The organism is Agrobacterium sp. B1(2019) (assembly GCF_008274755.1).
GTDB classification, from domain to species: Bacteria; Pseudomonadota; Alphaproteobacteria; order Rhizobiales; family Rhizobiaceae; genus Agrobacterium; species Agrobacterium salinitolerans.
The window spans coordinates 13567-28115 of sequence record NZ_VTPB01000001.1; the positions used below are offsets into that span (position 1 = coordinate 13567).

Consider the following 14549-nt stretch of genomic DNA (forward strand, 5'->3'; position numbering starts at 1 on the left):
TCAAGAGAGAGCGCTGCGCGGGCTCGATTCTGTCCCGCTCTCCCGAGGCTCCTTCCATGAACATGATCTCCGCATCCGCGGCGGCATCCGCCACCGCGCCGCTTTCGCTTGTCCCTGACACCGACATTCCTGCCGCCGTCTTCGCCGCAGCGGAGCTTCTCCTGCCTCACCTCGAACGCGGCCAGCGCGTCGACGCCGCTACGCTGCGCGGCGCGATGGAGGCTACCTTCGGCGCTTCCGACGCGACTGGCGCCTGGAACTGGAAAACGGCCTATAACGCCTGCGAGGCGGCGACCGTGCTTTTCCTGCGCAAATACGGCAAGGCGCTTTTCCGTAAATCCGCTTCTCCGGCAGCAGTCCTGCCGCAGCTCGCCAAGATCGCCGGCCTCCTGCCGACGCATACGCGCCGCTCGGAGGAGGCTCAGTCCTTCCAGCAATTCTCAACACCGATCCCGCTCGGCCTCGCGGCCGTGACGGCGGCGGCGATCACTCCGGCCGACCGCGTGCTGGAGCCCTCGGCCGGCACCGGGCTTCTCGCCATCCTGGCCGAGATCGCCGGAGGCTCGCTCGTTCTCAACGAACTCGCCGAGACCCGCGCCGGTCTCCTGTCTCTTCTCTTTCCGGCCCTGTCCGTCTCCCGCTTCGACGCGGCGCAGATCGACGATCATCTCGACACTGGCATTCTGCCATCCGTCGTGTTGATGAACCCGCCGTTCTCCGTCATGGCCAATGTCGAGGGCCGGATGGCCGACGCCGCCTTCCGCCACGTCGCCTCGGCGCTTGCGCGTCTCGCGCCCGCCGGCCGTCTCGTCACCATCACCGGCGCGAACTTCGCGCCCGTCGCGCCGGCCTGGTCCGCAGCCTATGGCCGGCTGCAGGAACGCGGTCGCATTGTCTTCTCCGCCGCGATCGACGGTTCGGTCTACGCGAAGCACGGCACGACCTTTCCGACGCGCCTGACCGTCATCGACAAGATGCCGGCGGACGACCCGTCCGTATTCCCGACCGCGCCGGGCGTCGCGCCGGATGTGGCCACGCTGCTCGGATGGCTAGCCGAGCATCTCCCGCCACGCCTGCCGGTTGATCCGGCTGTCGCCGTGCCTGCGGCCGCACCTCGCACGGTTCGCGCCTATGTCAACCGGGCGGCCAGAGACGCGCCTGCCGTGGCGCATGCCGAGCCGGAGGGCGTTCCGCTCGACTACGAAACCGTCGACTGGAAGCCGGCGGATGCCGGTCGCCTTTCCGATGCGATCTATGAGGAATACGGTCTCCAGACCGTCCGGATTTCCGGTTCTCAGGCGCATCCGACCCGGCTCGTGCAGTCGGCAGCCATGGCGAGCGTCGCCCCGCCGAAGCCGAGCTATCGCCCGACGCTGCCGGCGAACGTCGTCGATCTCCTGTCCGATGCGCAGCTCGAAACGGTGATCTATGCCGGAGAGGCGCATTCGGATTTCCTTGCCGGTGCGTGGACGGTGGACGACACCTTCGACAAGCTGACCGCTGCGTCTGAGGACGCCAAGGGCGCCGTCCGGCTGCGCCAGGGCTTCATGATCGGCGACGGCACCGGCGTCGGCAAGGGTCGCGAATCGGCTGCGATCATCCTCGACAACTGGCTTCAGGGACGGCGCAGGGCCGTCTGGATCTCTAAATCGGACAAGCTGATCGAGGACGCACAGCGCGACTGGGGCGCACTCGGCATGGAGCGCCTGCTGGTCACGCCACTGTCGCGGTTCCCGCAGGGCAAGCCGATCACGCTGAGCGAGGGCATCCTATTTTTAACCTACGCCACGCTGCGCTCCGACGACCGCGGAGAGAGGGTTTCGCGGGTCAAGCAAATCGTCGAATGGTTGGGCTCCGACTTCGATGGAGTGATCATTTTCGACGAGGCGCACCAGATGCAGAACGCCGCTGGCGGCAAGGGAGAACGCGGTGATGTCGCCGCCTCGCAGCAGGGCCGCGCCGGCCTGCGCCTTCAGCATGCGCTTCCGAACGCCCGCGTCGTCTATGTCTCCGCCACCGGCGCAACCACCGTCCACAACCTCGCCTATGCGCAGCGGCTCGGGCTGTGGGGCGGCGAGGATTTCCCGTTCGCCACGCGCGCCGAGTTCGTCGAGGCGATCGAGGCCGGCGGCGTGGCGGCGATGGAAGTGCTTGCCCGCGACCTGCGCGCGCTCGGCCTCTACACCGCCCGCTCGCTCTCCTTCGCCGGCGTCGAATACGAGCTGGTCGAGCACGAGCTGACGCCCGAGCAGGTCCGCATCTATGACGCCTATGCTGCGGCCTTCGCCATCATCCATAACAATCTGGATGCGGCGATGCAGGCCGCCAATATCACCGGCGGTGGTGAAGGCGGCTCCGGTACGCTGAACAGGCAGGCGAAATCCGCTGCGCGCTCTGCCTTCGAGAGCGCCAAGCAGCGCTTCTTCGGCCATCTGCTGACCAGCATGAAGACGCCGACCCTGCTGCGTTCGATCGCCACCGATCTGGAGTCGGGCCATTCGGCCGTCATCCAGATCGTCTCGACCGGCGAAGCGCTGATGGAACGGCGGCTGGCGGAGCTGCCGACGGAGGAGTGGAACGACGTCCGCGTGGACATCACCCCGCGCGAATACGTCCTCGACTATCTCGCCCACTCGTTTCCAGTGCAGCTCTACGAGCCGTTCACGGATTCCGAGGGCAATCTGTCGTCACGGCCGGTCTATCGCGACGGCCAGCCGGTCGAGAGCCGCGAGGCCGTCGCCCGCCGCGATGCGCTGATCGCCAAGCTCGCCAGCCTGCCGCCGGTTCCTGGCGCGCTGGACCAGCTCATCCAGCATTTTGGCACCGACACGGTGGCCGAGGTGACGGGCCGGTCTCGCCGCATCGTCCGCAAGCGCGGCGGCAGCATCACCATCGACCGGCTTGTCGTCGAGACGCGCGCCAGCGCCGCCAATCTTTCCGAGACGCAAGCCTTCATGGACGACCAGAAGCGCGTCCTCATCTTCTCGGACGCCGGCGGCACCGGCCGCAGCTACCATGCGGAGAAGTCGGCGAAGAACACGCGGCTCCGCGTCCATTACCTGCTCGAGGCGGGCTGGAAAGCCGACACCGCCATTCAGGGCCTCGGCCGCACGCACCGCACCAATCAGGCGCAGCCGCCCCTCTTCCGGCCGATCTCGACCAATGTGAAGGCTGAGAAACGCTTTCTCAGCACCATTGCCCGCCGCCTCGACACGCTGGGCGCGATCACGCGCGGCCAGCGCCAGACCGGCGGCCAGGGGCTGTTCCGCCCCGAGGACAATCTGGAGAGCCACTACGCCCGCGACGCCCTCCGCCAGCTCTATTTGCTGCTGGTGCGCGGCAGGGTCGAGGGCTGCTCGCTCGACCGCTTCGAGTCCGCCACCGGCCTGAAGCTGATGGACTCGAACGGCATCAAGGATGAGTTGCCGCCGATCACGACGTTCCTCAACCGGCTGCTCGCGCTCACCATCGAGCTTCAGGGCATCCTCTTCACGGCCTTCGAACAGCTTCTGACCGCCCGCATTGAGGGCGCGATCGCGTCAGGCACCTATGACGCCGGGCTGGAGACGCTGCGCGCCGAGAGCTTCGTCATCGTCGGTCGCCGGACGATCTATACGCATCCGCGCACCGGCGCTGAAACCAGCCTGCTCACGATCAACGAACGCAGGCGCAACCGTCCGGTGATACTCGATGCCGCTCTCGCCGAACTCGGCGATCCGCGCGCGAAGCTGCTCGTCAACGAGCGTTCCGGCCGCGCTGCTGTTCAGATCCCGGCCAGCAGCATCATGCTCGACGATGGCGAGGTCGAGCGCCGTGTCCGGCTGGTCCGCCCGACCGAGGCGCATAACATCCCGATACGTTTCATGGGTGAGACCCATTGGGTCGAAGCTGACCGGGAGACCTTCGCGTCGGCCTGGCAGGCTGAGATCGCCGACGTGCCGGAATTCACCGACGCGACGCTTCACATGGTCACGGGCCTGCTTCTGCCCATCTGGAAGCGGCTGCCGAACGATTCGACCCGCGTCTACCGGCTCCAGACCGACGACGGCGAGCGCATCATCGGCCGCAAGGTCTCGCCTGCCTGGGCCGCGAATGCAACCGCAACCGGCGCAGCCGCGATCACGCCGGATGATGCGTTCACCGCCCTGATGGACGGCCGCACCATCCTCGATCTGGCCGAAGGTCTTCAGCTTCGCCGCGTCCGCGTCATGGGCGCGAACCGGATCGAGCTGTCCGGCTTCGACGACACGATGCGCGAGCGCCTCACGGCCTACGGCCTGTTCCACGAGATCATCTCGTGGAAGCTGCGCATGTTCGTACCGACCGATGCCAATGGCCCCGCGGTTCTCGCCAAGCTGCTCGACCGCTGGCCGATCGAGCGCATCGGCGAGAAGGAGGCAGCGTGATGGCCCGTCACGATGCTTCCGAACTGGCATCCCGTCTCGGCCGCAATGCCGAGGCGGTTTGCCGCCACTACCTGTCGTCCGGCCACCGCGCCGGACGACACTGGGTGGTCGGAGACGTTCAGAACAGCCCCGGCCGCTCGATGTTCGTGCGGCTGACCGGGCCGGAATCCGGCAAGGGTGCTGCCGGCAAATGGACCGATGCATCAACGGGGGAACATGGCGATCTGCTCGACGTCATCCGCGAAGCGCTCGGCCTCATCGACTTCAAGGACGTGGCCGAGGAAGCGCGCCGCTTCCTCGCTCTCCCGCATCCCGAACCGAAGAAGACGAGGACTCCGACCGGTAGGACGTCGAGCATCGCTATCGGCTCGCCCGAAGCGTCGCGGCGGCTTTTCGCCATGTCGCAGCCGATCGGCGGCACACTGGCGGAAATCTACCTCAACGGGCGGGCGATCACCTCCCTCGCGGGAACCTCCGCGCTGCGCTACCATCCGCGATGCTACTATAAACCGGACGAGCATTCGCCCACAGAGATCTGGCCGGCGATCATCGCTTCCGTCACCGATTTTCACGGCAACCAGACCGGCGCACACCGCACCTGGCTCGCTCCGGACGGTTCGGGCAAGGCGCCGGTCGAGTCACCGCGGCGCGCGATGGGCGACCTTCTCGGGCACGGGGTCCGCTTCGGCGTCGCCGGTGAGGTGCTCGCAGCCGGCGAAGGCATCGAGACCGTGCTGTCGCCCCGTCAGGTTCTGCCCCAGATGCCGATGATGGCGGCGCTCTCAGCGGCTCACCTCGCTGCCATGCTGTTCCCGGCGACGCTGCGCAGGCTCTATGTCCTCAGAGATCGCGACCCGGCCGGTGACGGCGCAAGAGACAGCCTGGTCGCCAGAGCAAGGAGCGTCGGGATCGAAGCGATTTCGGTGTCGCCGACGCGTGAGGACTTCAACGAAGATCTGCGCTGGCGCGGCATCGACGCCCTCCGGACGACGTTGATGGAGCAGCTTCATCCTGATGACGTCCACCGTTTCGGGGAAGGGTGAGGAGATCGGCGGAGGACAAGGCGCGGTCGAGGCGTCTCCACCTGCCGTCTCTGTTCATCATCGGAAGCATCCTTCGTTTTCCTGAGAGTCCCGTGCCCACGGCCTTCTGAGAGGGCGATCGGCCCACAAACGGCCCTGACAGGCAATGGCCGCGTTCGGGCTATTTTCCGTCGGCGGGGGCGAGCCCCGCCTTTGCATCGCGAAAGACAAAATAGCCCGAACCCGGCCATCGGAGCCCTCGCGAGGGCGCGAGGGTGCCAGTCCAGTCCGCCCGTGGGCTTCCGACGCCTGCGAAGGCCGCGACGGGCGCGGTCTCCAGACAAAGGACGCTTCCGATGATGAACGAAGACGAAAACTTGAGCTTCGAGCCGAACCACACCTCGTCCCCAACCGATCATATCCTCACCGAACTCCAGCTCTACGGCTGGCGGCCGTATCAGGACGAACCTGATCCGAGGCCGCTCCCGGAGGGTAGCGCCGTCGCCGCAGCCGTCGCAGATATCTTCGACGCCCTCGTCGCGACGCTCGGCGACACCCGCCTCGAACCCGACCTTGACGAGTTGCTCTGGGGAACCGTCAATCTCTTCCACCGCGCCGCGGGCCGGGTCGAACGCGATCTCGACGACAACGAGCAGGCGCAGCGCCGCCTTCAGCGTGAACAGGACGGCAGCGAGGTGAAGTCGGTCGAGCTTGAGCGCCTCACGGCAGAAGGTCAGACCCTGATCGAGCGGCGCAACAGCATGGAACTCTTCCGCGACGTCGCCTCGGAAGCCTTCGAGCACTACACCGGCAGCGCTTGGCGGCCCCGTACCGGCTCGATGGTCAACCATCGCAATCTCACCGCCGCGATGATCGACAGCCGGGATTTCCTCGCCGCGAAACACCGGGCCGAGACCGAGGTGATGCTGCCCGCCGGTCCCAAGGTTGCCTTGACCGGAGGCGCCGACTTCAATGATCACCGCCTGATCTGGGCAAAGCTCGATCAGGTCCATGCGAAGCACCCCGACATGGTGCTGATGCACGGCGGCACGCCGAAGGGCGCTGAACTGATCGCCTCCCGCTGGGCAGATACCCGCAAGGTGGCTCAGGTCGCCTTCCGGCCCGACTGGACGAAGCACGGCAAGGCCGCGCCCTTCAAGCGCAACGACGCGATGCTCGACGTCCTGCCGGTCGGTGTCCTCGTCTTCCCCGGCACCGGCATCCAGGAGAACCTTGCGGACAAGGCCCGCAAGCTCGGCATCCCGGTCATGAAGTTCGACGGCGGCGCGTAGCGCCGCCGTTTGGTGGCTGTTCCAGTCGCGCAAACTTGAATTTCCGCTTGCGACCTTAACGTCTGTCGTTGCGACGAAAAATGTTCCCGCCACATAGCGGACATTGATCCTGCACGAAAACGCGCTGTACACTCCCAGTAAAAGTTGACCAAGTAGGAGGGTGCTGTGCGTCGCGCCAAGCACTGCTTGTTAGAATGTCATTAGAAATCAGAGACAAGATTCGTAAGAGCGGTTACATATTTTTCAGCAGCCATCGGCCGAACGATAGCATCATCGAGATCGCGGAGGATCTGGGCAAGCCTTTGGACCCATGGAAAGATGGACCCGTCCAGACGCTCGTGCCGCGTAGCCAGGCTGCGCCGAACAGCTATGGCGGCATTTTCGGCCTCAATCATTTCCCTTTTCATTCGGATCTCGCTCACTGGCGCACTCCACCACGCTACCTCCTTCTGCGCTGCGTCGTCGGCTACGCCGATGTGCCGACAATGGTGATAGACGGGCACGACCTTATCGATGCCGTTACCCTTGACATTTTGCGGCGCGCCATCTTCAAACCGCGACGACCGCGTGACGGGAGCGTCTCGCTCTTGCGCCTTTGCGAGCCTGCTGACGATGTCGTGCGGGTCCGCTGGGACGAGGTCTTCCTGAAGCCGGCGAGCAGGGTTGGTGAAGTCGCCGACCTGCGTGTTCGCGAATGGCTTTCGACATGCATGCCGACCGCGGTGTCCCTGGCCGAAACGCACGACACGCTGCTGATCGACAATTGGCGGATGCTGCATGCCCGCTCCCCGATCTTACCTGGGCGCGAGAACCGGGCGATCGAGCGTGTCTATCTGGAGGGGCTTCATTGAAGAAATCGATTTCACCCGGCGCAACGCCGGCATCATGCGATCCGGATGCGCTCTATCTCAAGGCAGAGCGGTACATCCAGCATATGAGCGCATTCGACAGCGACGACTGGGAATATGCCCTGTGGTCCAGCCTCGCGCTCGAATTTCTCGCCCGCGCCGCGCTCGCCAATGTCAGTCCCGCCCTGATCGCGGACACCGATAAGAGCTGGTCGAGCTTATATCACGCGCTGGGTTTCACGCCCACGGAGGAGCGGTTCGCGCCAAAATCGATCGCCGTCACCGAGGTCTTCAAGCGGCTCACCGCGATCCTCCCGGATTTCGCCAAGGAGCATGAAAATTTTGGCGTCCAGCATACGGGCCGCCGCAACGCCGAGCTTCATTCCGGTGAGCTTGCCTTCGACGGGGTCAAGGGATCGTCCTGGCAGCCGCGCTTCTATCAAACCTGTGAGATTCTCCTCGCCTCGATGGGGGCGACGCTCAAGGATTTCCTCGGCGAGGATGAGGCGAAGGTCGCAACGAAACTGATCGCCGCTGCGGTCGACGAAAGCGCGAAGGTGGTAAAGGGCGAGGTCGAGGCCCACAAGAAAGTCTGGCTCGCCAAGGCCGACGATGAGCGAGACACACTGACCAAACAGGCAGCGGTCTGGGCCACGCGCCATGCCGGCCATCGCGTCGATTGCCTCGCTTGCGCCTCCCAGGCGCTTATCTGGGGCGAACCGGTTTCTGCGCCACAGCAACGGCTGAGCGACGGCGAGATCACCCAAACGCAGGAATTCCTGCCGAACTGGTTCGAGTGTGTCGCATGCGGGCTTAAAATAAGCGGCCTGTCGCGTCTCGCGGTGGTTGGCTTGAGCGATCGATACAAGAAAACGCAAGTTTACGACGCTGCCGAATATTACGCGCCGGAAGATGACTATTCCGGATATGAGGATGACAACAACGAACGCTGAACGTCGTCGCTCGGCGCGGTCGGCGTGGAACATGGCCTAGCGAAGGGCCGGGAGGGCAAATGGCCGGCGAGGAACATGTATCCGTCGCGGTAAGAGATGATTTCGTCGCGCGGCAGACCAAGGCGAAGCCGGTGCCTGCCCTTGCCGAGCTGCTGTGGAACAGCCTCGATGGCGACGCCACCGAGGTATCGGTCGAGTTCGCGCATAACGATCTCGCAGGCGGCATGTCGAAAATCGTCGTCTACGACAATGGTGATGGATTTTCCCGCAGCGACGCCCGTGCGCTGTTCGGTAATCTCGGTGGCTCTTGGAAGCGCCATGTCCGACAGACCAAACGCAACCACCGCATGATCCACGGCCAGGAAGGGCGCGGCCGCTACAAGGCGTTCGCCCTCGGCCAGTCGGTCACCTGGAAGGTCTGCTACGACGATCCGGCCGGACGCAAGGCGTTCGAGGTTCGCCTTCTCGAGGCCGATCTCACCGACGTCACCATCACTGAGGAGGTGCTTGCGCCCGACCGCTTAACGGGCGTCATCGTCGAAATTGGCGACCTCCGGCGGGATTTCAAGACCTTCGAGAGCGAAGGCGGCATTCAGGACCTGAACGAGATTTTCGCGCTCTACCTGATGAACTATCGAAGCGTGTCGATATCAGTCGCCGGCCAGAGGCTCGACCCCGAGAAGGTCATCGCCAGTCACCACAAAGCGTCACTGCCGCCGATCGAAAAGGAGGATGGCGCTGGGCACGACGTCGAGCTCGAAATCATCGAATGGCGAACGGATGCGCGGCGTGTCCTGTATCTCTGCTCCGCGAGCGGCTTTCCTTTCGATCAGGTCGAAACGCGCTTCCACATTCCTGGTTTCTCTTTCTCAGCCTATCTGAAATCCACCTATGTCGAGGAATTGCACAATGAAGAGCGCGTTGCGCTGTCGGAGATGGATCCGCTGCTGAGCGCAGCTGTCGAAAGTGCGCGCTCGGCGATTAAAGACTATTTCCGCGACAAATCGGCGGAAAAGGCGCGATCCCTGGTCGACGAGTGGATTGCCGAAGACGTCTATCCCTATCGCGGCACGCCGCAGAACGCCGTCGAGAAGGTTGAGCGTCAGGTGTTCGACATCGTCGCGGTCCAGGTTCAGGAGCTCGCGCCCGATCTCGGCATCAGCTCGGCAAAGGCGAAGGCGCTTCACCTTCGCATGCTGCGCAACGCCATCGAGCGCGGACCGGAGGAATTGCAGCTCATCCTAAAGGAGGTGCTGGAACTGCCGGCGCGCAAGCAGAAGGAGCTTGCCAATCTCCTGCAAGAAACGACCCTGTCCGCGATCATCACCGCGGCAAAGACCGTCGCCGATCGGCTGAAGTTCATATCCGCACTCGAATCGATCGTCTTCGATCCGGGAACCAAAGGCCGATTGAAGGAACGCACCCAACTTCACAAAATCCTCGCTGAAAACACCTGGGTGTTCGGCGAAGAGTATAATCTCTGGGTGAGCGACAAAGATCTCCGTCGCGTCCTCGAAAAGCATCGCGACCATCTCGACCCGAGCATCGCGATCGATGAGCCGGTGAAAGTGATCGGCAAGGCGCGCGGCATCATCGACTTGATGTTCTCGCGCTCGACGCGCCGGCATCGTGCGAACGACATCGAGCACATGATCGTCGAGCTCAAGGCGCCGAAAGTGAAGATCGGCGCCGATGAGATCACGCAGGCAAAGAAATACGCGATCGCCGTCACGTCAGACGAGCGCTTCTCGACCGTCGACGGCGTGCGCTGGCACTTCTGGCTGGTCTCCAACGCCTATGACGACTTCGCAAAGCATGAGATCGAAAGTGGTCCGGATCGCGAGCGCCGCCTGATCGCGCGGGGGCCGCGGCATATTGTCGGTATAAAGACGTGGGGCGAACTGATTGAGGAAAATCGAGCTCGGCTTCAGTTCTTCCAGGAGCATCTTCAGCATTCCGCAGACGAGAACACGGCCATCAAATATCTGCAGCAAAAGCACAGCCAGTTTTTGGAAGGTGTCATTGTCGAAGACACGGACGAAAATGGTGACGATCAGCCGGAGGCTTTGGTACAGGAAGCGGCTGAGAGCAGTGCCTAGCCTGAATTACTAGAGGCTGATCGGGCTCCGCAGTGGCGGAAGGCCGGGTTTCGCTCTTCGCGCGAAAAGCGGCCGGTCGGCTTTGCATCCCATTATGGACATTCAATTAAGGGGCTGATTCACGCTCATACTTGACGCGATTCCATCTTCGTCGTCGAATGAAAAATCCTTGCAGAACCGGAACAGTAGTATAGTCGCAGGCGGAGCGTATCTACAGGCAGCCTGTCGTGATCCTCAACCGATCATGTGGAGGTTTCCATGTCGCTCATCCTGCTCGCAATCTCCTTGGGGATCGCGTTCTGCATCTTTGCCTACCACCTTGCGATCTACGCTTTGCCTTTCATGGTTGGGCTGTCCGCTGCGCAATATACCTGGGGCGCCGGAGGCGGCATCCTCCTGTCGGGATTGGCCGCCATCGGCGCGGCGTTGGTTTCGATCGGCCTGGTCATCGCAGTTCTCGGCTTCGCCAGGAATCCGGCTCTGCGGCTGATCGCTCTCGCCGTCTTTGCCGTACCAGCAGTCATCGCCGGATATGCACTCGTCCACGGCGTGGCGAAGAACGCCATCGACCCCGGCTTGATGCTCAATTTGCTTTCCGGCAGCGCCGGCTTGTTCATCGGCATCGCGGCCATCATCAATCTGAACGCCCTCGGCGTGTCGTTCTTCTCGCGCTGATTAGTCGGTCGCAATCCGGCGCGACCGTTAAAAACCCGGCGGCTTACGCCGCCGGGCTTCACGTTTTCCGCGCAGTCGAAACTGTCGCGTCAGCGCTGCCTTTGTCGTTGTTGCTTTCGGTCCGCTTCACCCGGCTTCGGAAGTCGGTCATGGGATTGATATCCGTATGCCGTGGACAATCGGTGCCTACCCGTCCATCCATTCGTAGTGAGAACGCGAGGGCGAATCAGAACCTTCATTCCCTTCTCGCTATTCGGCTGAATCGGACCATCCGTCGTGAAACACGGTATGCGCTGCTGGTCCGTGCTCTGAAAGCCCGATAGCCTGCTCGTTCTTCTCCAGCCCATGTGTCCGTCAAATCGGCGAAGACGCGAAATGGCCGGAAGCGGAGAAGGTCGGGAGTCGCCCCGAAGTGCGCAGGTCCGTGAGCCTGCCTGGTCGGCGTTACCGGTGAGGACGATGGTTCGGCTGCGCGTCCCCGTATTCGTGCTTTGAAAGGCACCAATCCCTCCGACTGACTGATCCCCTAAGTCCGTTCTGTTTCCTCCAGCAACCCCGGCGGCTCCCAGCCGTGTTGCCGCGCAAGCGCGGCTGCCCGCCCCACCTGGGGCCTTAGGGGCAAGCTGCCGAAAGGTTCGGCAGCTGCGGGAGTCTCCCGACGGCCTTGGCCGGGTCTCGTCGGAGGGATGGTCCCTCCGAGAAGCAACGGAGACTTACAATGCAGAACATCGTCATTCTCGCCGGCAACATCGGTCAGGCCCCCGAAACCCGCACCACCCAAGGCGGCACCCGGATCACCCACTTCACGCTGGCCACCTCGCGCCCCCGCTACTCGGACGGCAAGGTTGTCCGGGACGAAAAGGGCTACCGGGTCCAGGATACGGAATGGCACCGCATCACCGCCTTCAACGGCCTCGGCAAGACGATCCAGGAGTATTGCGAGAAGGGAATGAAGGTTCTGGTTCGCGGCCGCATCCACTACACGAAGTGGACGGATCAGCAGGGCAACGACCGCTACGGATGCGAGATCATCGCCGAGACGGTCGACTTCCTGAGCCGGGCGAAGCAGACCGAAAGCGAGGACGGCAAGTTCATCGACGACGATGACATCCCGTTCTGAGCGGGAACCGCGAAGCCCGGCGGCGCAAGCCGCCGGGTTCTCTCATGGCAGGCCATGCGCCGAAACGACCGAATCAGTCGTCAAAGGAAAGCTGATTGCAGTGTTGATCAGGCATTTCATGCTGGCGAAGTGAGCCAAGAACGACTAATTTAGTCGTAGTTCTGGAGTGCGCACAGGTCCGAGTGGAGGTGATCATGCATGATCACCGCCCGACAATCACGGGCCGCACGCGCGTTGCTGGGTTGGACACAGGAGACGCTCGCTGACAAGGCCCGAGTAGCACTGACCGCACTGAAACGCCTCGAATCCGAAAGCGGTCTCGAAGTGTTCGAATCGACGCGCGATCAGGTGCGCCGAGCTTTCGAATCGGCCGGGATTGTTCTCCTTTCGACAGACAAGGGCGAAGGAGTTTTGCTCCTGCATGACAGGAGGGATTCGTCCCGGTAGTCACGCCGGGCACCGAGCTACCAAACCCTTGTCAAAAAAAGGGGCTATCTCCTGAGCGAGATGGTTAACGGACTTAGCGCGCGTGAATATGGTGGCTCGATGGCACAGGAGACGCAAACATTTCTGGACGAACCACCGTTCAGCGAAACGATCACGTCTTATGACCGCAAACATATGAAGCTCTACATGCGGCTGGTCGACGCCAACCGCGACGGCGCAGACTGGCGCGAGGCGGTGCATATCCTGTTTGGCCTCGATCCCGATCAAGACCCCAGACGCTGCCGCTCTATCCACGATGCGCATCTGGCGCGGGCCCGGTGGATGATGGAGCGCGGCTATCGCCAACTGGTTCGTGAGAGCCAGCGCGGGTCGCCATCGTGATGCGTCGGACGCATCACCTGTTGAGGCGCAACTGACTTCCGCAGATCAACCCAAACGGGAATCGTGATTCTCCCAAAGACTTAGACAAATACTTGGGAGGATCAGCGATGACACCCGACGCATCGATCTGGCGTTCCTCGGAATATGATCATCTGGACGGCCTGACCGCGTCCGATCTGGCCTGGGAATGGCTCCGCCGCAACGACGCCTATGACGCGGATTTTGAGGCTTCGGCCTCCGCTCGCGGAATGCATGAACCACTGACCGTGCGAATTCGACAGCAGTGGGGGTTGCGATTTCCCAGTCGATCCCCTGACACCTCCGCCGGAAGCGCCGGTCTTCTGGCTTCCGCAGGAGGACACAAGCGTTGTAATGCTCGCCGAGGCGCCCGTTGACCTCGGCTCCGGTATCACAAGCGATGCTTCCGCGCTGTGGCGGCATGGGTCGCCGATGGGCGATGATGACGCTACATTTCGCTTAGCCCTCGCGAACGGTCAGTCCCTCCAGATCATTGACCACGCCATCGACGGAAAAGAAAATGCCGTTGCGGTCATTCCTCTCGGCATAGACGGCTTCGACCGGATCGAAGCTGTCTATCGATTCCTCTCAGCCTTGCATGGCCGCGCCATTCCCCCGGACACGCGCCTGACGCATCAGCAGCGCGCCCGCCAGCGCCGGATGCTGCGCGCCTTCGACGGCTATCGCGCCGGCGCCACGCAGCAGGAAATCGCCGAGATCATTTTTCACATCGACCATCTCGACCGTGACGCTTGGCAGGCGTCTTCCATACGCCACGCCATCAAGACGCTCCTGCGCGATGCCCGCGCCATGATAGCGGGCGGCTATCGAAAACTCCTTCGTCATCGCCGCCAATCCTAGCGCGGTCTCGCCCGCTGATGGTGGGCGAATTCGATACCCCCCAACTTTGCCCTGCAACTCGCCGGCTCTCCTCCGCCACCGTGGTCATTGCCCGCCGCTGATCCGCGACGGTCGTCCCCAACACCACGGAGGCCCGATCCATGCCACATGAACCCGTCGTTCTCCCGCCGCGCTTCCTGCGCACCAAGGAAGCCGCCGAGTTTCTCAGCCTTTCGGCCCGTACTCTCGAAAAGCACCGGACGTATGGAACCGGCCCGGCCTATCGCAAGCTCGGTGGCCGCGTCGTCTACGCCATCGACGATCTCGAAACGTGGGCCGCTCGCGGCGCGGTGACGTCGACGTCCGATCCTCGCGGCTCCGTGCTGCCGGCGAAGCGCCACGTCATTCCCTCCGGGCCGCAGCTCGGCCGCTACGCACGCTGACCGCG

General features: G+C 63.3%; 13 protein-coding genes. All 13 read left to right on the plus strand.

Annotated elements, in window-relative coordinates; translation table 11 throughout:
• Positions 1-56 precede the first annotated feature (56 nt).
• The 13 genes from AGR1_RS00090 (at position 57) to AGR1_RS00150 (ending at position 14544) form a co-directional block, all read left to right on the plus strand.
• Positions 57-4406, plus strand: a complete 4350-nt coding sequence (locus AGR1_RS00090; RefSeq protein ID WP_149145815.1) for a strawberry notch-like NTP hydrolase domain-containing protein — start codon at positions 57-59, stop codon at positions 4404-4406.
• A complete protein-coding gene (locus tag AGR1_RS00095; protein WP_149145816.1) occupies positions 4406-5449 on the plus strand; it encodes a toprim domain-containing protein in 1044 nt (347 codons plus the stop codon). Before AGR1_RS00090 ends, AGR1_RS00095 begins: the two co-directional genes overlap by 1 nt.
• Before the next feature lie 335 nt (positions 5450-5784).
• The gene (locus AGR1_RS00100) at positions 5785-6720 is read left to right on the plus strand and encodes a DUF2493 domain-containing protein (protein WP_149145817.1); all 936 of its coding nucleotides are present in this window, start codon (positions 5785-5787) and stop codon (positions 6718-6720) included.
• 194 nt (positions 6721-6914) lie between these two features.
• The gene (locus AGR1_RS00105; RefSeq protein ID WP_149145818.1) at positions 6915-7571 is read left to right on the plus strand and encodes a TauD/TfdA family dioxygenase; all 657 of its coding nucleotides are present in this window, start codon (positions 6915-6917) and stop codon (positions 7569-7571) included.
• Positions 7568-8521, plus strand: coding sequence for a hypothetical protein (locus tag AGR1_RS00110; RefSeq protein WP_149145819.1), 954 nt, complete (start codon positions 7568-7570; stop codon positions 8519-8521). The genes AGR1_RS00105 and AGR1_RS00110 overlap by 4 nt, the downstream gene beginning before the upstream one ends.
• 59 nt (positions 8522-8580) lie before the next feature.
• Complete coding sequence (locus tag AGR1_RS00115) at positions 8581-10620, plus strand: ATP-binding protein (protein WP_149145820.1); 2040 nt, start codon at positions 8581-8583, stop codon at positions 10618-10620.
• 258 nt (positions 10621-10878) lie between these two features.
• On the plus strand, positions 10879-11295 hold the full coding sequence (locus tag AGR1_RS00120; RefSeq protein WP_149145821.1) for a hypothetical protein: 417 nt from the start codon (positions 10879-10881) through the stop codon (positions 11293-11295).
• A 718-nt stretch (positions 11296-12013) separates the two neighbouring features.
• Entirely contained in the window at positions 12014-12415 is a 402-nt protein-coding gene (locus tag AGR1_RS00125) for a single-stranded DNA-binding protein (protein ID WP_149145822.1), read from the plus strand.
• Between the two features lie 198 nt (positions 12416-12613).
• A complete protein-coding gene (locus AGR1_RS00130) occupies positions 12614-12862 on the plus strand; it encodes a hypothetical protein (RefSeq protein ID WP_149145823.1) in 249 nt (82 codons plus the stop codon).
• Between the two features lie 99 nt (positions 12863-12961).
• On the plus strand, positions 12962-13243 hold the full coding sequence (locus AGR1_RS00135) for a DUF2285 domain-containing protein (RefSeq protein WP_142860148.1): 282 nt from the start codon (positions 12962-12964) through the stop codon (positions 13241-13243).
• Positions 13244-13350: 107 nt separating this feature from the next.
• Positions 13351-13638, plus strand: a complete 288-nt coding sequence (locus AGR1_RS29825; protein ID WP_149145824.1) for a DUF6499 domain-containing protein — start codon at positions 13351-13353, stop codon at positions 13636-13638.
• Complete coding sequence (locus tag AGR1_RS00145) at positions 13616-14122, plus strand: DUF2285 domain-containing protein (protein WP_142860144.1); 507 nt, start codon at positions 13616-13618, stop codon at positions 14120-14122. The genes AGR1_RS29825 and AGR1_RS00145 overlap by 23 nt, the downstream gene beginning before the upstream one ends.
• Positions 14123-14262: 140 nt before the next feature.
• Entirely contained in the window at positions 14263-14544 is a 282-nt protein-coding gene (locus AGR1_RS00150; protein ID WP_149145825.1) for a helix-turn-helix domain-containing protein, read from the plus strand.
• The last annotated feature ends 5 nt before the right edge of the window (positions 14545-14549 follow it).